This is a genomic window from Pseudomonas sp. BW7P1 (assembly GCF_024981055.1).
GTDB lineage: Bacteria > Pseudomonadota > Gammaproteobacteria > Pseudomonadales > Pseudomonadaceae > Aquipseudomonas > Aquipseudomonas bananamidigenes.
In genome coordinates this window covers 2,866,396-2,888,626 of sequence record NZ_CP103374.1, presented here as the reverse complement: position 1 = coordinate 2,888,626, position 22,231 = coordinate 2,866,396, and the positions used below count along the sequence as shown (strand labels likewise).

The 22,231-nt window shown below is 59.7% G+C and carries 19 protein-coding genes and 1 tRNA gene; 10 read left to right on the top strand and 10 right to left on the bottom strand.

What is annotated here, in order from left to right:
- Window positions 1-54: 54 nt before the first annotated feature.
- Both NWV16_RS12935 and NWV16_RS12930 read right to left on the bottom strand, forming a co-directional pair.
- On the bottom strand, window positions 55-1,383 hold the full coding sequence (locus NWV16_RS12935) for a D-arabinono-1,4-lactone oxidase (RefSeq protein ID WP_260523519.1): 1,329 nt from the start codon (window positions 1,381-1,383) through the stop codon (window positions 55-57).
- 76 nt (window positions 1,384-1,459) lie between these two features.
- Window positions 1,460-1,813, bottom strand: coding sequence for a cytochrome c5 family protein (locus NWV16_RS12930; protein ID WP_260523349.1), 354 nt, complete (start codon window positions 1,811-1,813; stop codon window positions 1,460-1,462).
- A 232-nt stretch (window positions 1,814-2,045) separates the two neighbouring features.
- On the opposite strand from NWV16_RS12930, the gene NWV16_RS12925 reads away from it, so the two are divergent.
- The gene (locus tag NWV16_RS12925) at window positions 2,046-3,671 is read left to right on the top strand and encodes an NADP-dependent glyceraldehyde-3-phosphate dehydrogenase (RefSeq protein WP_260523348.1); all 1,626 of its coding nucleotides are present in this window, start codon (window positions 2,046-2,048) and stop codon (window positions 3,669-3,671) included.
- Between the two features lie 70 nt (window positions 3,672-3,741).
- Complete coding sequence (locus NWV16_RS12920; protein ID WP_260523518.1) at window positions 3,742-4,758, top strand: FUSC family protein; 1,017 nt, start codon at window positions 3,742-3,744, stop codon at window positions 4,756-4,758.
- Window positions 4,759-4,761: 3 nt separating this feature from the next.
- Here NWV16_RS12920 and NWV16_RS12915 read toward each other — a convergent pair whose 3' ends face one another.
- Entirely contained in the window at window positions 4,762-5,655 is an 894-nt protein-coding gene (locus NWV16_RS12915; protein WP_260523347.1) for a DMT family transporter, read from the bottom strand.
- A 137-nt stretch (window positions 5,656-5,792) separates the two neighbouring features.
- On the opposite strand from NWV16_RS12915, the gene NWV16_RS12910 reads away from it, so the two are divergent.
- Complete coding sequence (locus tag NWV16_RS12910) at window positions 5,793-6,230, top strand: Lrp/AsnC family transcriptional regulator (protein WP_260523346.1); 438 nt, start codon at window positions 5,793-5,795, stop codon at window positions 6,228-6,230.
- 40 nt (window positions 6,231-6,270) lie between these two features.
- The gene (locus tag NWV16_RS12905) at window positions 6,271-6,597 is read left to right on the top strand and encodes a YceK/YidQ family lipoprotein (protein ID WP_260523345.1); all 327 of its coding nucleotides are present in this window, start codon (window positions 6,271-6,273) and stop codon (window positions 6,595-6,597) included.
- Window positions 6,598-6,675: 78 nt separating this feature from the next.
- Here the strand turns inward: NWV16_RS12905 and NWV16_RS12900 are convergent, their stop codons facing one another.
- Window positions 6,676-7,347: a Bax inhibitor-1/YccA family protein gene (locus tag NWV16_RS12900; protein WP_065259053.1), complete on the bottom strand. Its 672-nt coding sequence runs from the start codon at window positions 7,345-7,347 to the stop codon at window positions 6,676-6,678.
- 123 nt (window positions 7,348-7,470) lie between these two features.
- Between NWV16_RS12900 and NWV16_RS12895 the strand changes: the two genes are divergently transcribed.
- A tRNA-Ser gene (locus tag NWV16_RS12895) sits at window positions 7,471-7,558 on the top strand.
- Between the two features lie 372 nt (window positions 7,559-7,930).
- On the opposite strand, the gene NWV16_RS12890 is transcribed toward NWV16_RS12895, so the two are convergent.
- Window positions 7,931-11,011: an efflux RND transporter permease subunit gene (locus NWV16_RS12890; RefSeq protein WP_260523344.1), complete on the bottom strand. Its 3,081-nt coding sequence runs from the start codon at window positions 11,009-11,011 to the stop codon at window positions 7,931-7,933.
- Window positions 11,008-12,117: an efflux RND transporter periplasmic adaptor subunit gene (locus NWV16_RS12885; RefSeq protein ID WP_260523517.1), complete on the bottom strand. Its 1,110-nt coding sequence runs from the start codon at window positions 12,115-12,117 to the stop codon at window positions 11,008-11,010. The genes NWV16_RS12890 and NWV16_RS12885 overlap by 4 nt, the downstream gene beginning before the upstream one ends.
- A gap of 211 nt (window positions 12,118-12,328) precedes the next feature.
- On the opposite strand from NWV16_RS12885, the gene NWV16_RS12880 reads away from it, so the two are divergent.
- The gene (locus NWV16_RS12880) at window positions 12,329-13,789 is read left to right on the top strand and encodes an efflux transporter outer membrane subunit (RefSeq protein WP_260523343.1); all 1,461 of its coding nucleotides are present in this window, start codon (window positions 12,329-12,331) and stop codon (window positions 13,787-13,789) included.
- 75 nt (window positions 13,790-13,864) lie between these two features.
- On the opposite strand, the gene NWV16_RS12875 is transcribed toward NWV16_RS12880, so the two are convergent.
- The 3 genes from NWV16_RS12875 to NWV16_RS12865 all read right to left on the bottom strand — a co-directional run bounded on the left by NWV16_RS12875 (window position 13,865) and on the right by NWV16_RS12865 (window position 16,681).
- Window positions 13,865-15,136, bottom strand: a complete 1,272-nt coding sequence (locus NWV16_RS12875; RefSeq protein ID WP_260523342.1) for an OmpP1/FadL family transporter — start codon at window positions 15,134-15,136, stop codon at window positions 13,865-13,867.
- 198 nt (window positions 15,137-15,334) lie between these two features.
- Window positions 15,335-15,955 (bottom strand): TetR/AcrR family transcriptional regulator, encoded by a 621-nt coding sequence (locus tag NWV16_RS12870; RefSeq protein ID WP_260523341.1) that lies wholly within the window; start codon window positions 15,953-15,955, stop codon window positions 15,335-15,337.
- A 129-nt stretch (window positions 15,956-16,084) separates the two neighbouring features.
- A complete protein-coding gene (locus tag NWV16_RS12865; protein ID WP_260523516.1) occupies window positions 16,085-16,681 on the bottom strand; it encodes a TetR/AcrR family transcriptional regulator in 597 nt (198 codons plus the stop codon).
- Window positions 16,682-16,830: 149 nt separating this feature from the next.
- Between NWV16_RS12865 and NWV16_RS12860 the strand changes: the two genes are divergently transcribed.
- The 4 genes from NWV16_RS12860 to NWV16_RS12845 all read left to right on the top strand — a co-directional run bounded on the left by NWV16_RS12860 (window position 16,831) and on the right by NWV16_RS12845 (window position 20,778).
- On the top strand, window positions 16,831-17,931 hold the full coding sequence (locus tag NWV16_RS12860; protein WP_096820465.1) for an alkene reductase: 1,101 nt from the start codon (window positions 16,831-16,833) through the stop codon (window positions 17,929-17,931).
- A 39-nt stretch (window positions 17,932-17,970) separates the two neighbouring features.
- Entirely contained in the window at window positions 17,971-18,759 is a 789-nt protein-coding gene (locus NWV16_RS12855; RefSeq protein ID WP_260523340.1) for an SDR family NAD(P)-dependent oxidoreductase, read from the top strand.
- 82 nt (window positions 18,760-18,841) lie between these two features.
- Window positions 18,842-19,711 (top strand): alpha/beta fold hydrolase, encoded by an 870-nt coding sequence (locus NWV16_RS12850; protein ID WP_096820463.1) that lies wholly within the window; start codon window positions 18,842-18,844, stop codon window positions 19,709-19,711.
- 68 nt (window positions 19,712-19,779) lie between these two features.
- Entirely contained in the window at window positions 19,780-20,778 is a 999-nt protein-coding gene (locus tag NWV16_RS12845) for an NADP-dependent oxidoreductase (RefSeq protein ID WP_260523339.1), read from the top strand.
- 199 nt (window positions 20,779-20,977) lie between these two features.
- On the opposite strand, the gene NWV16_RS12840 is transcribed toward NWV16_RS12845, so the two are convergent.
- Window positions 20,978-22,171: an MFS transporter gene (locus NWV16_RS12840; protein ID WP_260523338.1), complete on the bottom strand. Its 1,194-nt coding sequence runs from the start codon at window positions 22,169-22,171 to the stop codon at window positions 20,978-20,980.
- Window positions 22,172-22,231: the final 60 nt, after the last annotated feature.

Genomic DNA, 22,231 nt, shown 5'->3' with positions numbered 1-22,231 from the left:
GCAGGGCGCCGACACCCAGAGTGCCGAGTACGAAATTGCGTCGATTGACCGCCATCAGCTCACCCCCAGAATCGACGACAGATGCGCGTTGAGGAACTTGCCGCTCGGGTCCAGCGCCTCGCGCACCTGAATGAATTCCTGCCAGCGCGGATACAGTGTCTGCAACGTGCGGGCATTGAGCGTGTGCAGCTTGCCCCAGTGCGGACGGCCGTTGTACTTCCAGAAGATCGGCTCGACGGCGGCGAAGAAATTGTGATGGTCCATCTGGTAATGCTGATGCACCGAGATCGAACAGCTGTCGCGCCCCTCGAACATGCTCAGTGGAATGTCGTCGGCCTTGACGTAGCGGTACTCGATGGGAAACCAGGTGCGCAGATCCTTGTCGCGGATCAGCTTGAGAATCTCGCGCAGGCACGCCGGGCCGTGTTCGGCGGGCACCGAATACTCCATCTCGTTGAAACGCACGGTGCGCACGTTGGCGTAGATGTCGAACGAGTCGCCGACCCGATCCTCGAAACTCGCCAGATGTCGCATGCTGTTGAGCAGCGAAGTGCGCAGGCCCGGGAAATCGCTGCCGTACTTGTCGAGCTTCTCGATCAGGGTCACGAACTCGTTGCCGCCCTCCTCTTCAGGGGGAATCGGTGGCGTGGCCGGGTCGGTGGTTTCGTTGAGGGCAATCGACAAGGCGTAGTCGGAGTGAGTGACGACGAGCATTTCCCAATGCTGGTTTTCGCTTGTGTTCTTGTCGAGGTCTTCCAGCAGCTCTTCGGTTTTGGCGATCCACTGACGTTCGCGCAGGCGATAGGCCGGGCGGTTTTGCAGGCGGATTTTCGTCGCCACGCCCAGCGCACCGAGGGACACCCGCGCAGCATTGAACACCTCGGGATGACGCTGGCTGTCGCAGTCCAGCACCTCGCCGCTGGCCGTCACCAGTTGCAGCCCGCAGACCTGGGCGGAATAGGACTGGAAAGTCTTGCCGGTGCCGTGGGTCGAAGTGGAGATGGCCCCGGCGAGGGTCTGATAGTCGATGTCGGCCATGTTCTTCAGGGCCTGACCGACGTCCTTGAGCGGCACGCCCATGCGCGACATCGGTGTGCCGGCGGCGAATTCGGCCTGCAGGGTTTTCGGATCGTGATCCAGCAGACCGTTGAAGTAACTCAACGAAAGCAGCGTGCCGTCGGTGGGCACCAGTGCGCTGAAGGAGTGTGCCGAGCCGACCGGGCGGATCTTGCCCGGTGCCTGCTGGATCAACGCCGTCAGTTCATCCAGATTTTTCGGGGCCACCCGTGCTGCCGGCAGACAGCTTTGCCCGCCTGACCAGTTGCGCCAGGGAATCAGCCGGGGCGCGCGCATCAATTGGCCCAGCGCCGGATTGGAAGCCAGTGCGCTGAATGCACCGACGATGCTTGCCCGCTGCAACAACTGCCGGCGTGTCAGATCTATCGGCATGCCAGAATCCTTATTGTGGGAGCGGCTGACCGGCCATGAAGCCGATCAACTGAAGGAATTGTTCTTCCGAACACTCGACGCACTGACCCATCGGCGGCATGCCGTTGTAGCCGTTGATGGCGTGGTCGAGCAACGTGTCGGCGCCCTGGCGGATCCGCGGCTCCCACGCTTTGCGATCGCCGGTGAGTGGCGCGTTCGCGGCGGGGTTGGCGTGACAGAGCTGGCAGCTGTTGGTGTAGATCTGCGCCAGCGCCGGGTCTGCAGGTATGGCGTTATTCGTGCTGGCCGAGGGTTTGGGGTCATCGCCACAGCCAGGCAGCGTCATGGCCAATGCCAGTAATAATGTGAGTCGGATTGCCCGCATAACGGCCTCGCTTATTGTTGTGGTCACACCTTAAGGCAGGCAGGTCGGCGGGTTGAGGGCATTGCGGGACATTGAGGGGGGCAAACGGGGCCAGCCCATTAACGATCATGCGTGGATGCCCGCTCTGCTGTGCGGTTTCGCGTGACATTCGCGTGACATTTGCGGGTTTAAATTTCGGCACATTCAGGCGTATAACCGTTACAGACTTTTTCAATGACACGCGGGTAGCGACATGACCACAGCAAACATCCTTGGCAATCTGTTCCCATCTGTCAGCGACATTCCGGAAAAATACCGCCTCGACGGCCAGGTCGAACAACGCGAGTACCTGGTCGACGGCCAGTTGCGCCGCTGGGACGGCCCGCTCGCCACCGTGCGCAGCCCGGTCTATCTGCACGGCGACAACGGCGACGAACAAGTGATCCTCGGCAGCACGCCGCTGCTGGACGCCGACACCGCCCTCACCGCCCTCGACGCCGCGGTACGCGCCTACGACCGTGGTCAGGGCCTGTGGCCGACACTGCGCGTAGCGGAACGTATCCAGCACGTCGAAGCCTTCCTCGGGCGCATGCGCCAGCAGCGCGACGCCGTGGTGAAACTGCTGATGTGGGAAATCGGCAAGAACCTCAAGGACTCGGAAAAAGAGTTCGACCGCACCTGCGACTACATCGTCGACACCATCAACGCGCTGAAAGAACTCGACCGCCGCTCCAGCCGCTTCGAGCTGGAACAGGACACCCTCGGCCAGATCCGCCGCGTACCGCTTGGCGTGGCGCTGTGCATGGGCCCTTACAACTATCCGCTGAACGAGACCTTCACCACGCTGATTCCGGCGCTGATCATGGGCAACACCGTGGTGTTCAAACCGGCCAAGTTCGGTGTGCTGCTGATCCGTCCGCTGCTCGAAGCCTTCCGCGACAGCTTCCCGACCGGCGTGATCAACGTGATTTACGGCAGCGGCCGCGAGACCGTCAGTGCGCTGATGGCCAGCGGCAAGATCGACATCTTCGCCTTCATCGGCACCAACAAGGCCGCCAGCGACCTGAAGAAACTGCACCCGAAACCACACCGCTTGCGCGCCGCACTGGGGCTGGATGCGAAAAATCCCGGCATCGTCCTGCCGGAGGTGGATCTGGATAACGCGGTGAGCGAAGCGGTCACCGGCTCTCTGTCGTTCAACGGTCAGCGCTGCACTGCGTTGAAAATCCTGTTCGTTCATGAAGATGTCGTGGATAGCTTCATCGAGAAATTCAACGCGAAACTGGCCAGCCTCAAACCGGGCATGCCGTGGGACAGCGGCGTGTCGCTGACGCCGCTGCCGGAGTCGGGCAAGGTTGTTTATCTGCATGGGCTGGTCGCCGACGCGCAAAGCAAGGGCGCCCAGGTGGTCAACCCGAACGGCGGCGAATCACGGGAGTCGTTCTTCTATCCGGCGGTGCTGTACCCGGTGACGCCACAAATGCGCGTGTATCAGGAAGAGCAGTTCGGCCCGGTCGTACCCATCGTGCCGTATCGTCATCTCGATACCGTGATCGACTACGTGCTGGAGTCGGACTTCGGCCAGCAACTGAGCATCTTCGGCACCAACCCGGTGGCGGTCGGTCGTCTGGTCGACACCTTTGCCAACCAGGTCGGGCGGATCAACCTCAATGCCCAGTGCCAGCGCGGCCCGGACACCTACCCGTTCAACGGGCGCAAGAACTCCGCCGAAGGCACGCTGTCGGTACACGATGCGCTGCGGGTGTTTTCGATCCGTACGCTGGTGGCCACCAAGTTCCAGGAGCCGAACAAGGATCTGATCAGCGAAATCATTCGCGGACGCGATTCGAACTTCATCACCACCGACTACATCTTCTGAGGAGGAATCACCGCTGAGCACTTTCAGCCCCCACCGCTGGCCGCCGTTTTTGCGGCGGATCCTGCGGCCGCTGCTGGACCCGTACCGTCGCTACCGCCACGCGCGGTTGATTCACGCGGTTCGGGTGGCGCTGGGGTTGTTGGCGACGATCCTGTTGACCACCGGCATCAACCTGCCCCACGGCGAATGGGCGTCGGTGACCATGCTCGTGGTGATCGGCGGTTTGCAGCACCACGGCAACATCGGCAAGAAAGCCGCCGAGCGCGCCACCGGCACCTTGATCGGCGCTGGCGTCGGCTTGTTACTGGTGGCGCAACAGGCTTGGCTCGGCCTGCCGTGGCTGACTTATTTCGCGATGGCGGTAGTGTGCGGATTCTTCTCGTATCACGCCATCGGCAAGGGCGGTTATACCGCCCTGCTCTCGGCCATCACCGTTTTCATCGTCGCCGGGCATGGCGACAACCCGATCACCGACGGGCTGTGGCGCGGGGTCGATATCCTGATCGGTATCGCCCTGGCCCTGGCCTTTTCCTTCGCCCTGCCGCTGTACGCGGTGTATTCGTGGCGCTACAACCTGGCCGATGCGTTGCGCGATTGCGCAACCGTGTATGGGCGGATCATCAGCGGCGAGCCGGTTTCCGCCGATGAACACTTGAAACTGATGGGCCGATTGAACACGGTGATGGTGCAACTGCGTTCGCTGATGCCGTCGGTGTCCAAGGAGGTGAAGGTCTCGATGACCGAACTGGATGCGATCCAGCGCAACCTGCGCATGTGCATCAGCACCCTGGAAATCCTCGGCAATACCCGTCCGGATCCCAATGACTCTGAAGCCATGGCGCATCTGCAATCGGCATTGAAGGCCGAGCATCGGCAGATCCGTGTGCAACTGATCGGCATGGCCCGGGCCCTGAAAACCGGTGCGACCCAGCGCCTTGGGCGTCCGCTGGAATTGCCGGACGCCAGCCTCGACGCGCCGGTCTACAGCCCGCTGGACGGTTATCGTCTGCTGACCCGGCAACTGGCGTCCAACATCGGTGAGATGCGCCAGCGCCTGGCGAAAACCGCGCCGCGCTGGAACATCTGAGGATTACTGCGCCGCCAGACGCCGCGACCTGAAACCCCAGCCCTGTTGCATGCCGGCAGCGGCCAGCAGAATCGCCGCCACGCCGATCCATTGCAGGATCTGCAACTGATGACCGAAGGCAAACCAGTCGACGAAAATCGCCGCGATTGGATAGATGAACGACAGTGCGCCGGTCAGTGCCGTCGGCAATTTCTGGATCGCGCCGTAAAGCAGCACATACATCAAACCGGTGTGAACGATGCCCAGCGTCACCAGACTGGCCCAGGCACTCGGCGCCTGCGGCAGCGCTGAAAGATGCGCGAACGGTGCGAGCAGCAGCACACCGGTGCAGACCTGGATCAGGGCGATCAGGTGTGGCGGCGTGCCGGTCAGGCGCTTGATGATCAACGCGGCGACGGCGTACAGAAACGCGGCCCCCAGCGCCAGTGCGATCCCCGTCAGGTAATCGCTGCCGTCACCACCCTGCCCGCCATGGGCACTGACGATGGCCAGCATCCCCATAAATGAAATCGCCAGCCAGAACAGCTTTTGCAGGGTGATCTTCTCGCCCAGAAACAGTGCTGCCAATCCCACCAGCATGAACGGCTGCACGTTGTACACCGCCGTGCCGATGGCAATCGAGGCCCGTGAATACGAAGCGAACAGCAATACCCAGTTGCCGACGATTGCCACACCGCTGAGCACCGCCAACAGGAATGTGGTGCGGGTCAGAATGCCAGGGCGCAGAAAACCGAATGCGGCGCAAATCAGCAAGAGCGTTCCGGAGCCGAATACGCAGCGCCAGAACACCACGTCGAGCACCGGTTGCCCGGACACCAGCACAAACCAGCCGATCGTCCCGGATATCAGCATGGCAGCGGTCATTTCGAATGAGCCGCGACGGATTGTTTTGTCCATCATCAATCTCCTTAATGTGTGGCAAAAGTATGCCAAGCGAGACCGGGGCTTCTCCAGCGCAAAAAGCAGGCTAAACTCGATTTCTGCCTTTTTTATCGAGGGTGACTTGCGTCACTCACCTAATGCGAGAGTTGTGTATGACCGACGACATCGACCAGATCCTGATCGGAGCCTTGATGGAAGACTCCCGGCGTTCGCTCAAGGCCCTGGCACAAATCAGCGGGTTGTCATCACCGAGCGTGGCCGAGCGTCTGCGTCGGCTGGAAGAGCGCGGCGTACTCAAGGGCTACACGGTGGAGATCGATCCGAAGTGCTTCGGCTACCAGTTGCAGGCCATCGTGCGGGTAAGGCCATTGCCGGGGCAGTTGCAGGAAGTGGAGCGGCAGATTCTGTCGATTCCCGAATTCACCGAGTGCGACAAGGTCACCGGCGAGGACTGTTTTATCGCTCGCCTGCATGTGCGTTCGATGGAGCAGCTCGACACCCTGCTCGACCGATTGAATACGCTGGCGGAAACCAATACCGCCATCGTCAAGAAGACCCCGGTCAAGCGGCGATTGCCACCGATGACGTGAGCGGCGTAGATTGAGTTTTTTCCGGCGAAGGATTGGCGGCATGAAAATTCAGGCAATGATGTTGGCGGCGCTGCTGCTGACGGGTTGCGGGACCGTACAGACCCTGGCGTTCAGCGACAAGACGAACGTGGATCAGTTGAAGGCAAAGAAAACCTATTGCGGTGCCGTTCCACGAATCTACAGCGGCGCAACCTACGATTTCTGCTTGCTTCATGCAGAAAAGCCGGATGATGTCGATGCGTTCGACTACAAGAACCCGTCCCTCGGCCTGGTGGTTGACGCAGCGGTTTCCGGAGTGCTGGATACGTTTCTGCTGCCCTACACCCTTTATAAACAGAACGCCGACGGCAGCATGATCATCAATTGATCGCCTGCGCCCTGCCCGTTTTTCGCAGGCAACAAAAAACCCGCTTTCGCGGGTTTTCTGTTTATAGCGGTGCAGCGATCAGTCGTCGCGCCCCATGATGCCGAAGATCTGCAACAGGCTGATGAACAGGTTGTAGATCGATACATACAGGCTGATGGTCGCCATGATGTAGTTGCGCTCGCCGCCGTGGATGATGGCGCTGGTCTGGAACAGGATGCACACCGACGAGAACAGCACGAAACCTGCGCTGATCGCCAGTTGCAGACCGCTGATCTGGAAGAACAGGCTCGCCAGCGTGGCACCCAGCAACACGAAGAAGCCGGCAGTGATGAAACCGCCGAGGAAGCTCATGTCCTTGCGGGTGACCAGCACGTAGGCCGACAGACCACCGAACACCAGCGCGGTCATTGCGAAGGCGGAGCTGACCACTTCGGCGCCGCCCTGCATGCCCAGGTAACGGTTGAGGATCGGGCCGAGCAGGAAGCCCATGAAACCGGTCAGGGCAAATGCCGACACCAGGCCCCAGGCCGAATCACGAAGCTTGTTGGTCAGGAAGAAGAGCCCGTAGAAGCCGATCAGCACCACGAAAATGTTCGGGTAACCGACGCGCATCTGCTGGGCCACGAAAGCCATCACACCGCTGAATGCGAGGGTGAGCGCCAGCAAGCCATATGTGTTGCGCAGGACGCGGCTAACCTCTAGCTGCTCAGCCTGCACGCTGTTGTGAACTGCGTAATCCTGTTCGCGCATGGCGACACTCCTGTTGGTTTGAAACGTTCAGTCGCAAAGATCATAACAGACGCTCTGTAACAAGCCATGCACAGAGTTTGACAGTGTGTTTCATTCAGGTATTATGGCGCCCGCAACGCAAACGGAGGTGTGGCCGAGTGGTTTAAGGCAACGGTCTTGAAAACCGTCGACTGTAACAGGTCCATGAGTTCGAATCCCATCGCCTCCGCCATATTTAGCACTTCAAAGCCCTGATTATTCAGGGCTTTGTCGTTTCTGGAGCTCGCGTTTTTTGGACCTCCATTTCTGGATCGTTTCCGCATCTTTTCAGCTATTTCCGCAACCCTCCCGTTCCATTCCAGCGTTCCAGCCTAGATCAAAAAACTCAGAACTCATCCACAATGAGTATTCGGTGACGTCCATAGGCAGCTTACCGCCAGAAGCGGATCAACGTGAATGTCTGCCACGGCCAATACCGCACGTTCAGATAAACGACAAAACTGTCCGTGATCCTGCCAGACGTGACCAGTCAAAAGATGAGTAGTAAGAGGGGCAGAGGCACGACAAAGCGGGCCTCGATTTCAAGCTTTTATACCTGTATCGGTTATATTTTTTCAGTTTGCCCCTTATCGTCAGGACGGATCTTGAACCAGATCGAGTACATCGCGGGCAGGAACACGAGCGTCATGATGGTGCCGACGAGCGTGCCGCCAATCAGGGTATAGGCCAGCGTCCCCCAGAACACCGAGTGTGTAAGGGGAATAAACGCGAGGATTGCCGCCAGGGCCGTCAACAGTACCGGTCGTGCACGTTGCACCGTGGCTTCGACGACAGCGTGAAACGGATCCAGCCCTTCTTGCGCGTTGTGATGAATCTGACCGATCAGAATCAGCGTATTGCGCATCAGGATCCCCGACAGTGCAATCAACCCGACCAGCGCATTGATGCCAAACGGCTGATTGAAGATGAGCAGTGTCGGCACCACACCAATCAACCCTAACGGCGAGGTAAGGAACACCATGATCATCGCCGAGATCGAACGGACCTGCACAATGATGATGACCAGGGTCATGGCAATCATGATCGGCAACAACGGCAGGATCGCCTTGCCGGCCTTGCCGGACTCTTCAATCGCGCCCGCCTGCTCGATCCGGTAACCGGAAGGCAGCTTCTCGATGATCGGCTGCAGTTGCTTCAGAAGCGCGCTGGAAACATCCGGTGGCTGCAAGTCCTCGGCAATGTCGCCGCGCACGGTGATGGTCGGGGTGCGATCACGCCGGCGCAGGATCGGATCTTCCATGCGCACATCGACCTCGCCTATCTGCGACAAGGGGATTCGCTGTCCCGACGCACCGACTAAAGTGAAGCCTTCGATTTGTTGCGGATCGAGCCGTATATCGCCCGCTGCCCGCCCCATGATCTGCACTGAACGAATATCTTCACGCACCGCCGTGATCGGTACTCCGCTGAGCAGGAATTGCAATTGCTGTGCAACCGCAGTCGATGTCAGCCCCACTGCCTGCAGACGGTCCTGATCCAGGTTGAAATGCAACGATGGAGTAAGCGGCCCCCAATCAGTGTTCACGGTTCTCATCATCGGACTGTCTTGCATCACGCCCCGCACCTGCTCGGCGATCACGCGCAACTTTGCCGGATCAGGCCCCATCACCCGGTAAGCCACCGGAAATGGCGAATAAGGACCAAACACAATCTGCGATGCCCTGAGGCGCGCCTCAGGGGCAAGCCCTTGAGCGACCGCGTCACGAAAACGCAGCTTGAGGGTTTCCCGTGCCTCCTGACTGTCGGTCAGCACAACGATCTTGGCGAACGACGGATCGGGCAGCTCCGGCGCCATCGCCAGAAAGAAACGCGGCGCCCCTTGGCCAATATAGGCCGTGACGATTTTTGCCTCGTCTTGCTGGCGCAGCCAGGCTTCTACTTTGGCGGCCGTGGCGCTGGTCTGCTCGATGGAAGTGCCGTAGGGCATTTGCACCTCGATCATGACTTCGGGACGGTCAGAGGTTGGGAAGAACTGTTTCTTCACCAGACCCATGCCCGCCGCCGCCACGAAGAACAGTCCGATAACCATGCCCGCGACCCACCATTTGCGCGCGATGACCCGGGTCAGAACCCGGCGGAAGCGGTTGTATCGCGGCGTGTTGTAGATGGCCGCGTGTCCACCCTCGACTGCCTTGATGTCTGGCAACAGTTTCACGCCCAGATAAGGGGTAAACGCCACTGCCACGACCCACGAAGCGATGAGAGCAATGCCCACGATCCAGAACATGTTACTGGTGTATTCGCCGGCAGTTGACTGAGCGAAACCGTTCGGCAAAAAACCGATCGCCGTCACGAGGGTTCCCGCCAGCATCGGTGCCGCCGTGTGGCTCCAGGCATAGGCAGACGCCTTGATGCGATCGTAGCCCTCCTCCATTTTCACCACCATCATTTCAATGGCAATGATCGCGTCATCGACCAGTAGCCCCAGCGCCAAGATCAACGACCCGAGGGTAATACGGTCGAAGTTCTTGCCGGTGGCTGCCATCACCACAAACACGATCGCCAGGGTCAAAGGCACGGCGGCGGCGACCACCACGCCGACACGCCAGCCCATGCTGAGAAAGCAGACGAGCATGACCACCAGCAGCGCGACGAAGAATTTGACCATGAACTCGCCGACGGCAGAGTCGATATTCACAGCCTGGTCGGTGACCTTCGAGAGGCTCATGCCCAGTGGCATTTCCTCATTGATCCTTGCGGTCTCGGCATCCAGCGCCTTGCCCAGATCAAGACCGTTCCAGCCCTCGCGCATCACTACGCCGAGCAACAGCGCATCTTCGCCGTTATTGCGCACCAGAAAAGTGGCCGGGTCTTCATAACCGCGTTCGACCGTCGCCACATCAGACAGCTTGAGTGTCCGCCCTTGCACGACCACAGGGGTATCGCGGATTTTCTGCAGTTTGTCGAACGCACCATCGAGACGCAGAATAATCTGTGGCCCGCTGGTTTCGATTGATCCGGCCGGGGTCAGCGCATTCTGACTGTTCAGCGCGGCGAAGATGTCCTGCGGTGACAAGCCCAGGGTCGCCAACCGATCATGAGAGAACGAAACAAATATCCGTTCGGCTTGTTCGCCGATGATGTTGACCTTCTTCACCCCCGGCACATGCAACAGGCGCTGGCGCATCGACTCCGCATCGCGGACCAGCAAGCGCTGGGGCTCGCCTTTAGATTTCAGGGCGAACAGCGCAAAGGTCACGTCCGAATACTCATCGTTGACCATCGGCCCGATGACGCCCGCCGGCAACTTGATGGCTTCATCGTCGAGTTTTTTACGCGCCTGATAGAACTCCTCCTGCACTTGCGCAGGCGGCGTGCTATCGAGCAACGAGACCATCGTGAAAGCGAGCCCCGGCCGCGTATAGGTTTCGGAGCGGTCGTACCATTTGAGCTCTTGCAGGCGTTTTTCCAGGGGTTCCGCGACCTGATCCTGCATCTCTTGTGCGGTAGCCCCCGGCCACGCCGTGATGACGGTCAACTGCTTGACTGTAAAAGGAGGGTCTTCGGCACGCCCCAACTGGAAGAACGCCAGGATGCCGGCAACGGCAATCAGGAAAATCAGAAAGACTGTAATCGCCCGCTCGCGAACGGCGATGGCGGAAATGTTGAATCGTCCTTCGCTCATGGACGACTCCCGGCAACGGTGGCCGCATCAGGCACAGGCATTCTTACAGGCTCACCTTCGCGCAACAGATGAGCGCCCAGCGCAACGATTTGCTCGCCGACGCGAAGGTCGCCGGCCACTCGGGCCGATTCGTCGCTCAACCCTAGCACCTGAACCGGTCGCCAAGTCACGCTTGGCGGGGTGCCGGTGATAACCCACACCCCAGGGCCTTTACCGGCGTCGTAAAGCGCGGCAATGGGCACTTGCAACGACGCGGCAGGTGTCGAGCCCTCGGCTATTCTGAGGGTGACTGTCGAACCTATCGGCGCATTGGCCAGCGCGCCTTCCAGTACATAGCGGGCCTCGAACGTACGCGTCGTGCGGTCCGCCGAATCCGAAAGCAACCTCAGTTTCGCGGTAACAGCCCCCGAAGCGTCGCCGTAGCGCGTGGCTTGAGCGGTGGATCCTGCTGCGGGACGCAACGTCTCGGGCAAGTGCACGATGGCCTCGCGTTGCCCTGCCCGCGCCAGTCGAACCACCGGCTGTCCCGGGCTGACGACTTGTCCGGGTTCGGCGAGTGTTTCCACTACAACGCCATCGGCATCGGCGACCAGCACCGCATATCCGGAAGCGTTGCGTGCAACGTCCGCATTTGCTTCAGCGGCGCTTAGTTGCGCCTTGGCGGTATCTGCGGCGGCTTTGATCTGATCGTATGCAGATGCGGAAATGGCGCCGGCGCTGACCAGGGTGCGATAGCGGGCTTCGTCATCGGCTGTCTGCCTGGCGCGGGCCCGTGCAGCGATGACCGACTCCTGCTGCGCGCGCGCCTGCAACCCCAAGTCAATGGGATCAAGCCGCATCAGCGGCTGACCGCGCTTGACGGTCTGCCCCGTGTCAACCAGACGCTCGAGCACCTTGCCCGATACGCGAAAGCCCAGGTCGCCCTGAATGCGCGCCGTCACCACTCCCGTAAAAGATCGGGAACCGTCGGCCGCTGCCTGAACGGCGGTGGCCCGGACCAAAGGCGCTTGAGTACGCGGGTCGACTACGGAGGAAGAATCACCGCACGCTACTAGGACGAGTGGCAACAGGCATGCGGCTATGGGGAAAATTCGGAGCCGGCGCATAGGTTCCCTTACTAAAAATAGGATGGTCATCATATTCTCAGACTTGTGACCATTGCAGTCAATAGTCACGATATTTGAAGTATACGACGCTCAAGCATTATCAATTTTGCCGAAACTGCCTTTTCAATAAGCCAATAAGCTCTATCGCCCTTAATTGACACGCTGTGACCATTACGTATTATGGTCACGAAAATCTCGTTAAGGAACGCCGATGCCTCCTCTCCGCCCAATTACTCTTTTGGTTACCGCCAGCCTAATGACAGGTTGTGCGGTGGGTCCGGATTACCATCGTCCAGACGCCCCGCTTTCGGACCATTTCCTGGGCCAGTCCGCTGTCGAACCGCGATCAGGATTGACACCGGACGGTCTCGCTGACTGGTGGAAAAACTTTAATGATCCGCTGTTGACCGACTTCATCAACCAGGCGCTGCAGCAGAATCTGGATCTGGCACAGGCGTCGGCGCGCGTCACCCAGGCAAGGGCCGGCCTAGGAGCCGCAAACGCAGCACTGCTGCCCTCGGCGAACATCAACGCACAAGCGGCACGCGCTTATCAGTCCGTCGAGACGCCACTGGGCCAGGTGTTGAATTCATCACCGGGCTATGATCGTTACGGCAATTCTTACGAGGCCAACTTCGAGGCGAGCTGGGAAGTCGATGTCTTTGGTGGGCTGCGCCGTGGACGTGAGGCAGCAGTGGCCGAGTACCAGGCCTCAGCAGCGGGTTTCACCGCTACACGGCTGGCGATCGCCGCGCAAACGGCCGATATCTACACCTCCCTGCGCGGATTACAGGCACGGCTGGACATTGCCAACCGGCAAGTCGACACCCGACGCGCGTTGCTGGAGAAAGTCCGGTTGCTTTACGGCAAGGGCCTGGCCGCGGAGTACCAGGTGCGTCAGGCCGAGGGTGAATTGTCGCAAGTCCAGGCGACCGTTCCGGTACTGCAAAGCGGTCTGGAAGCAGCAATGAATGCGATGGACGTACTGCTCGGCACGCCTCCCGGCACTCATCGCACGCAACTGGCACGTGAGGGCGAAATTCCCGATGTGCCGTCGTTGACTGCGCTGGGCACACCGGCAGATCTGCTGCGGCGCAGACCGGACCTTATCGTGGCCGAACGCCGTCTTGCGGCGTCCAACGCGCGCATCGGTGAAGCGATTGCCGAGTACTACCCGAAATTTTCCCTCAGCGCCTTGCTCGGCAGCGCGACAGCCGTATCCGGTGGCAATCTTTTCACCGGCGGCGCAAGCCAGTCGGCCGGCGTGCTGGGTTTACGCTGGAGGCTATTCGACTTCGGACGCATCAACGCCCAGATCGATCAGGCCAAAGGTCAGGAATCTGAAGCATTGGCGGCCTATCGCCAGTCGGTACTGCGCGCCACTGAAGATGTAGAGAACGCGCTGTCCTCACTGGTGAATCGGCAAACCCAGACCACTACCCTTACCGGCGGCGAAGCGGCGCTGACTCAAGCTCGCCAGTCCTCGTTCACCGCCTATGAGAAAGGCACCGCCAGCCTGATCGATGTCCTGCACGCCGACGAAACACTGTTGCAGACCTCCGACGCCAGAGCGCAGGCACGGACGGAATCGGCCCGTGCGGCGGTGGCGGTATTCAAGTCGCTCGGTGGAGGATGGCAACCCGTTGAGCCGGGTTCTGTAGCGGCACGCTGAGCAGCAACCCCAGATCGCTTTAAGAGTCGGGAGACACGTGTACTCCCGCCCCGTATTTGGCTTAATAGCGCTCAACTAGAAGCGGTAACTGACCGACGTACCGAACCCGCTGGCACTGTTCTTGTACTTGGCACTGTAGGCACCTCTCGCTGCCGAGGTGTCGTTGACCTCCACGCTTTCCTCCCAAAGATAGGAATACGCAAGATCGATTGTGACATTGTCCACCGGCGTCCAGCCGGCACCGAAGCTGACAACCTTACGGTCGCCTGTAGGGATTCGCGGCCCCCGATTGGTGTTGTTGGCGGGTGACTGATCGACCGAAAACCCGCCACGCAGCACCCATTGGTTATTCAATTTATAGGCCGCTCCGATCGCATGGGCCCAGGTGTCATGCCAGTTCTGCTCTTCGCTGATCGTCCCCAATTGACCGCTGAGCAAGGGGGGCAAGCCGCTGTTCTCAATCGTCAGCTCCTTGAAGCGGCTCCAGCGCGTCCAGGTACTGCCCACATAAAGCGTCCAGTCGTTGTTGAATTGATGCGTCAGCGAAAAGTCCACTGTCTCCGGCGTCTTCACATCCAGCGATGCGTCGTAGCTACGGCCGCTGACACCCAGCATGCTGAAGATGCCCTCCGTAACCTTGGTTTTAGCATCTAGGTGGTAACTGACTTTGGAGTGATAAGTAAGGCCCAGGCGGGTCTGATCGGTCGCCTGCACCAGCACGCCAGCATTGAAACCCAGTGCAGTGTCATCACCGGTGCTTTTGAGCTTGCCGTCATTGCGCCCCGGGCTGAGTGGATTGGGCACCATACCCGATATCTCTCCGCCGATACGATTGATGGTCGGCCCGAACCCGATCGACACCTTCTCGTTAAACGCGTAGCTGATGGTCGGTTGAAAGGTCAGTGTGGTGACTTCACTTTTGTTGGCGTAATAGCGTCCGGCAAAACCACTGCCGTAGTCAGTGATCAGCCCGAAAGGCACATAGAACCCGACACCGAATGCCCAATGTTCATCGATCGGTTTGACGTAATACCCCATCGGTACTGTGGTGGTAGGCACCATGTCGCCGTCTTCCTTTCCCCCAAACGTACTGCGTGTCTGGCTGATGTCCGATTTGGCGAACAACGTCGCCTCCCCCACGCTCACCTGCTCTCGTTTAAGCCGCGCCATGCCCGCCGGGTTACCGTAGATGGTACTGGCGTCTTCGGCAGATGAAGATCGACCGGCAAAACCGGAACCCATCCCACTGATGCTTTGTTCGTTGAGGGCAAAACCACCGGCCAACACATTGGAGGACACCAGCGCAACGGCCAGGCCGAGGGGGTTCTTGAGCATTATTTTTTTCATTATCTGGACTCTATGGGATCACTGAAAAACAACATCGAGAACGACAGCGAAGCCATACTATCCAAGTGACCAAATCAGTCAATGGTCACATAAAGCAAAATTGAACGCCGCCCCGGCACACATGTGTCGGGAACGGGAAATCTAGTTCGGGGATGTCGCGCTGTGGCTCAACTGACCTGAACAGGTGAGCTGAGTTGGTCAGGGCATCAGGCTACGCAGAATGAGATTGGAGGTCAGCGTGGGCGCTACCTCGATAAAGTCCAGATTGTGCTGCAGCAGCAGCGGATTGACGAAGGGGCGCAGGGCCAGATGAATAGCCTCGACGGTCTCGTCCAGCGGGGTCTTGCGCTCGAACTCTCCGAGCTCCCGCCCTTCACGCACGATGTCGAAGATAAAGCGCTTGATCTGGTCTTCATACATCTGGGCACTGGGCCAGCGCTCCCCGGCGGAGAATGCAGCGATGTCGTAGAGCTTGCGATCATTGAAGAACAGGTCCACACCCGTTGCTATCACGGTTTTCACCAGTCGGCGGAAACGCTCGGTCGGCGAAATCGCCTCTGCGTTAACAGCCTGCTCTACCGCTGCAACGATTTGGCCCAGACAATTTGAGCAGATCGCTTCTCCGATCGCCTGTTTGGAATCAAAGAATTTATAGATGTACGCCTTGGAAAAACCGATGGCCCTGGCCAGATCGGAAACCGTGGTTTTGCCATAGCCGTATTGGCTGAAGTGTTCATTGGCTGCCGCGACGATCTGATCACGAATGTCGTGATCGACTGGGCCACGTGGGCCGGGCGAAGATATGGATGGCTGATTCATGGGCGTAGCTTACTCACCCTGTCGAGGACTTACAAATCGTGACCAATTTAGTACATAGTCACGAATAACTGGCCGGCCTGCTGAATACGGGCTGACATTCAAGTCATCGAAGAGCGCGAATCGGCCCTTCTACGGCGTTTCCACGTCATCGACCGACAACACCGGCAATGAAGCAAGCATTTCAGCGCGGCATACCTCAAGGATCTCATCCGCCAAGGCAGAATCATCCGGGCAGGCGCGTGACAGGATGATTGCGCCGACCGCACGCGACAGCAGATCGATCATTTTCTTTCTCCCCTCACCCTCCGCGGCATCCGGCCCAGTCGGGTATTTATCCCCCAGGGTTTGCAGGGTGTGCTCAATGCCTTCGGCAAACGTTGCTTTCACATCGTCCGACTGACGCGCCGCGTCGCCACACAGTGCGGCCATCGTGCAACCGCTGCCGCGTCCGTCGCGATGTTCTCTGTTCACGTAGACGTCGATGAAACCCGGAACATCGAGCGCCTGGGCGCCGGTCAACGATTTGCCGAGACTGCAGGCCGAAGCTTCGGCCATCAGGTCGGCCTTCGACCCGAAATGCTTGTAGAAGCCCCCATGGGTGAAACCGGCAGCCGCCATGAGATCCGCCACACCGACGCCGTCAAAGCCACGCTCACGGAACAGCTCTGAGGCCGTCTCAACGATGTGTTCTCGATTGGCCTGCGCCTGGGCCTTGGTCACTCTCACGTGCAATACCTCGTGTTTAGCGGGAATTCCTGCCTCCGATGATACATAGATGTCGCCCATAATCAAAACCGTTGACAGTTTAGATTTCGATCATCATCCTAATTCCACACCCCACCGATCTCCATCAACGGGCACGGATGATTCATCAGATGACCAAGCAGACTCTGTTCACCCCATACACGCTAGGCAGTCTCACGCTGTCGAACCGCGTCGTTCTCGCACCACTGACACGCAACCGCGCTGGCCAGGGCTTCGTCGCCAGCGAATTTGCGGCGACCTATTACAGCCAGCGTGCCAGCGCCGGTTTGCTGATCAGCGAAGCTACACAGATTTCCCGACAGGGCCAGGGTTATCAGGACACCCCCGGGATCTACACCCAGGCGCAAATCGATGGTTGGCGCACAGTCACCGATGCCGTCCACGCTAAAGGCGGAAAAATCTTCCTGCAGCTGTGGCATGTCGGCCGCGTCTCACACGTTGACCTGCAAGAAAACGGCGCCGCACCGGTGGCCCCTTCTGCGCTGCGTGCCGCGACCAAAGTGTTCGTCAACAACCGCTTTGAAGACGTCTCCGAACCCCGCGCCCTGGAAACCAGCGAACTGCCGGGGATCGTCTCCGATTTCCGCCAGGCTGCGGCTAACGCGGTCGATGCCGGGTTCGATGGCGTGGAGATTCACGGTGCAAACGGCTACTTGCTGGATCAATTCCTCAAGGACAACGCCAATCTGCGCACCGACGCTTACGGCGGCTCGATTGAAAATCGTGCGCGTCTGTTGCTCGAAGTGACGGCGGCCGTCATCAATGAAATCGGCGCGGATCGCACCGGTGTGCGCCTGTCTCCAGTGTCGCCGGCCAATGGCGTCTCCAGCAGCGATCCGCAGGCGCAATTCAATTACGTCGTCGAGCAACTCGACGCCCTCGGTGTGATTTATCTGCACGTGGTCGAAGGCGCGACCGGCGGCCCGCGCGACGTGGCGCCTTTCGATTTTGGCGCCCTGCGCCAGCGCTTCAAAAACACCTATATCGCCAACAACGGCTATGACCTGGACCTAGCGAACGCGCGGCTCGCCGAAGACCAGGCCGACCTGATCGCCTTCGGTCGCCCTTTCATTGGCAACCCGGATCTGGTGGAGCGCCTCAAGCAGGGCGCGCCGCTGTCCGCGTTCAATCCCGCCACCCTCTACGGCGGCGGCGCGGCGGGCTACATCGACTACCCGACACTGGCTGAATCGAGCGTCAGCGCAAGCTGAGCGCGTTGTGTTTCTCACCTCCTGAAAGAGAGATACCCCATGAACACTCGCCCTACTGTTCTGATCACCGGCGCCTCCACCGGAATTGGCGCTGTCTACGCCGAACGCTTCGCACAACGCGGCCATGATCTGGTACTGGTCGCCCGCGATCAGGCTCGCCTGGACGCACTCGCAGCGCGATTGCGCAGCGAGCACGACGTCGCCGTCGATGTCATCCCGGCAGACCTGACCCAACTCAGCGATCTCACCACCGTTGAAAGCCGCCTGCGCGACGACGCCCGCATCGGCATTCTCGTCAATAACGCCGGCGCCGCGCTGTCCGGCCACTTCGTCGACCAAAGCACCGACAGCGTTGCGCAACTGGTTGCCCTCAACACCACGGCATTGGTGCGGCTCGCCAACGCCATCGCCCCACGCCTGGCCAAGGCCGGCGATGGTGCGATCATCAACATCGGTTCGGTGGTGGGTCTGGCGCCGGAGTTCGGCATGACGGTCTACGGTGCGACCAAGGCCTTTGTGCTGTTCCTGTCCCAGGGCCTGAGCCTGGAGCTTTCGCCTCAGGGCGTCTACGTGCAGGCCGTGTTGCCCGCCGCCACCCGCACGGAAATCTGGGATCGCTCCGGCGTCGACATCAATACCCTGAGCGAAATCATGGAAGTGAGTGACCTGGTGGATGCCGCTCTGGTCGGCTTCGATCGTCGCGAACCTGTGACCATCCCGCCGCTGCACGAAGCTGAGCGCTGGGATGACCTGCAGGGCGCACGCCAGGGCCTGCTGGGGCAAATCCGCCAGTCTGCGGTCGCCCAACGCTACCAGACGCCACATTGATTTTTTGCTAGCGAGCATTCGCGGCAGATTCGATGCAGGCACATGGCATTGCATCGAATCCTGCCCGCTGGCCGGAGTGACTATGAGTTCAATGCAGACAAATTCCCGCTCGGGTTCGCCGACGTTATTCATCGACGCGGCGAACCAGTCGATCACGGTCAACGGCATTCCCTTCGCCTACCGCGACACTGGGCCCGCAACCGGCATGCCCCTGGTACTGTTCAACCATTGGGGCGCAGTGCTGGACAACTTCGACCCCGCGATCATCGATGGCCTGGCGCAAACCAGACGCGTCATCACCACCGACTATCGCGGCATCGGCAACTCGGGTGGAACCGCGCCACTGACGGTGGGCGAAATGGCCGACGATGCCATCCAGCTGATCAGGGCGCTGGGGCTGAAAACCGTGGATGTGCTCGGTTTCTCCCTCGGAGGTTTCGTCGCTCAGGACATTGCCCTCAAGGCGCCCGACTTGGTACGCCGGTTGATTCTGACCGGTACTGGACCGGCGGGCGGCACCGGCATCGACAAGGTCGGCACAGTGTCATGGCCATTGATCCTCAAAGGTTTGCTGACCCTGCGCGATCCCAAGTTCTACCTTTTCTTCACCTCGTCGGCCAATGGGCGACGGTCTGCCTCGCAGTATTTAAGACGCCTCAAGGCACGCAAGAAAAATCGCGACAAGGGCCCGACGCCCCGCGCTTTCCTGCGGCAATTGAAAGCCATCACGGCGTGGGGCAGACAACCGCGACAAGCGCTTGGACGCTTGCGCACGCCGACGCTGGTCGTCAACGGCGACAACGACATCATGGTGCCCAGCGTTAACTCGTTTGAACTGGCCAGGCTTATCCCCAACGCACAGTTGGTGATTTATGAGGATGCCGGGCACGGTGGGATTTTCCAGCATCACGCCGACTTTGTGACCAAGGCGCAGGCGTTTCTCGATGCTTGACCACGTCACGCACTAACACCGCAACCCCACCGACTACCCTCCGTATAACCAGCAAGAGCCGCACCACGATGAAAGCATTTCTGATTGATGGCTATGGCAAGAACCCCGGACGCATTGGCGAAGCGCCCGCCCCTGCAGTCGGTGCGCACGACGTCTTGATCGAGGGCCATGCGAGCAGTGTCAACGTGCTGGATTCGAAGATCAGCAAAGGCGACTTCAAGCTGATTCTGCCCTATGCCTTTCCGTTGATATTGGGCAATGACCTGGCGGGGGTTGTGGTTGAAGTCGGCCCGGAGGTGACACGCTTCAAACCGGGAGACGAGGTATACGCTCGCCCGCCCGAAGCGCGGATCGGGACGTTCGCCCAATTGATCGCCGTGAACGAAAACGCGGTCGCCCTGAAACCCGCCAATACCGACATGGCACAAGCCGCATCCCTGCCCTTGGTTGCACTGACCGCCTGGCAAGTACTGGTTGAAACCGCCCGGCTGCAAAAGGGCCAGAAAGTGCTGATTCACGCGGGTTCCGGCGGCGTCGGCACAATTGCGATTCAGCTTGCCAAACACCTCGGTGCGTTTGTCGCTACAACTACCAGCACCGCCAATGTCGAATGGGTCAAGGCGCTGGGGGCCGATCTAGTCATCGACTATAAACAGCAGAACTTCGAAAATGTGCTGCGTGACTACGACCTGGTGCTGAACAGCCTTGGCGCCGACGTGCTGGAGAAATCACTCGCGGTCCTGAAACCCGGTGGTCAACTCATTTCCATCTCGGGCCCACCCACTGTGCAGTTCGCGAGGGAGCAAGGATTGTCCTGGCCATTGCAGCAAGTCATGCGACTGCTGAGCCTTGGCATTCGTCGCAAAGCGCGCAAGCAGGATGTCAGATACGCGTTCGTGTTCATGCGGGCCAATGGCGCTCAACTGCAACAAATCACCGCGCTCGTGGAGGACGGGATCATCAAACCAGTGGTTGATCGTTCCTTCCCCTTTGAATCAACGGCTGAAGCATTGAAGTACGTTGAGCAGGGACGCGCCAAGGGCAAGGTCGTTGTTTCGCTCAAATGACCACGCCGCCTACTTATGAGTCGACCATAGAAACTGCACAGCTTTTACTGCTTGAGCGCTCATCATCCGAAGTGATTTCGCCAGAGGTGCAGGAACAGCAAGCGCCGCAACCGGATGTTGCGCGGGTTGAACCGCCCGTTATCGTTTGGAGCAGTTTGATGCTTGAGCCATAAGGCGAAACCGGTTGCAGGTGATCTCGTCAGGCTGTCGCGTTCGGCTCGACAAGATGAACTTCCGTGGCATTGCGTCCGGCCAGCCAGGCCAGCACAGATGCGGCGACCAGGACAGCGGCGCTAAGCTCGAAGGTGGCTTTGTAGCCGCTCAAATCAAAGGCCAGACCGCCAATGATTGCGCCGCCGGCGATCGCTAGTTGGACGATGGCCACCAGCAAGCCGCCTCCGGCTTCCGCATCATCCGGGAGCGTCTGCGCCATCCATGTCCACCAGCCGACCGGCGCGGCCGTGGCGACCAGCCCCCAGATTCCGAGCAACACGGCGGTCAGCACAGGTGATTTGCCGAAGCTGACCAACGCCAGCGCGATCACCGCCATGATCAGTGGAATGGCGGTCAGCGTGCGGTAGAGGCCGCGACCGATAAACCGTTCGATCAGAAAGGTGCCGATAAAACCTGCCACTCCAAGCCCCAGCAGCATGAAGGACAAGGTTGAGACACTCACGCCGGTCACGCCCTCAAGAAATGGCCGCAGGTAGGTGAACAGCATGAACTGGCCCATGAAAAACACGCTGACGGCGACCATGCCCAAGGCCACTGGCAACTGTTTCATCAGTCGCAGAACGTTGCCGCTACCGGCCTGGCGCTCGGCCTTGAAGGACGGCAGGCTGATCAGCAGCCACACGGCGGCCAGCACTGCGACTGGAACCACACAGAAGAACGCGCCACGCCAGCCGATCAGCGAACCAAGAAAACTGCCCGCCGGAGCGGCGATGACCGTGGCCAGCGCGTTACCGCCATTGACGATGGCCAGCGCTCGCGAAACCTGTTCAGGCTGCACCAGACGCATTGCAGTCGCCGCCGACAATGACCAGAAACCACCAATCGCTATCCCGATCAACGCACGTCCAAACATGAATGACGGGTAGCCCGGCGCGACCGCGACGACCGTACCGGAGACGATCATCAACAAGGTCAGGCCCAGCAGCAGCTTCTTGCGTTCGACGCGAGCGGCGACCGAGGCAATCAGCAGGCTGGTGATCAAGGCAAAGGCACCGGACACGGAAATCCCCTGCCCGGCCTGGCCTTCGGTGATATGCAGGTCGGCTGCAATCGGCGTCAGCAGGCTGACCGGCATGAACTCTGAAGCGACCAGAGCGAATGCGGCCAACGACATGGCCAGCACTGCGCCCCAGCCTCGTTTTGTAGAAAGCAAGGTCATGAGACGTACCTGTGATGCGAAAGAGGTATGGAGGTGATGCGCAGGGATATGCAGTTTTTT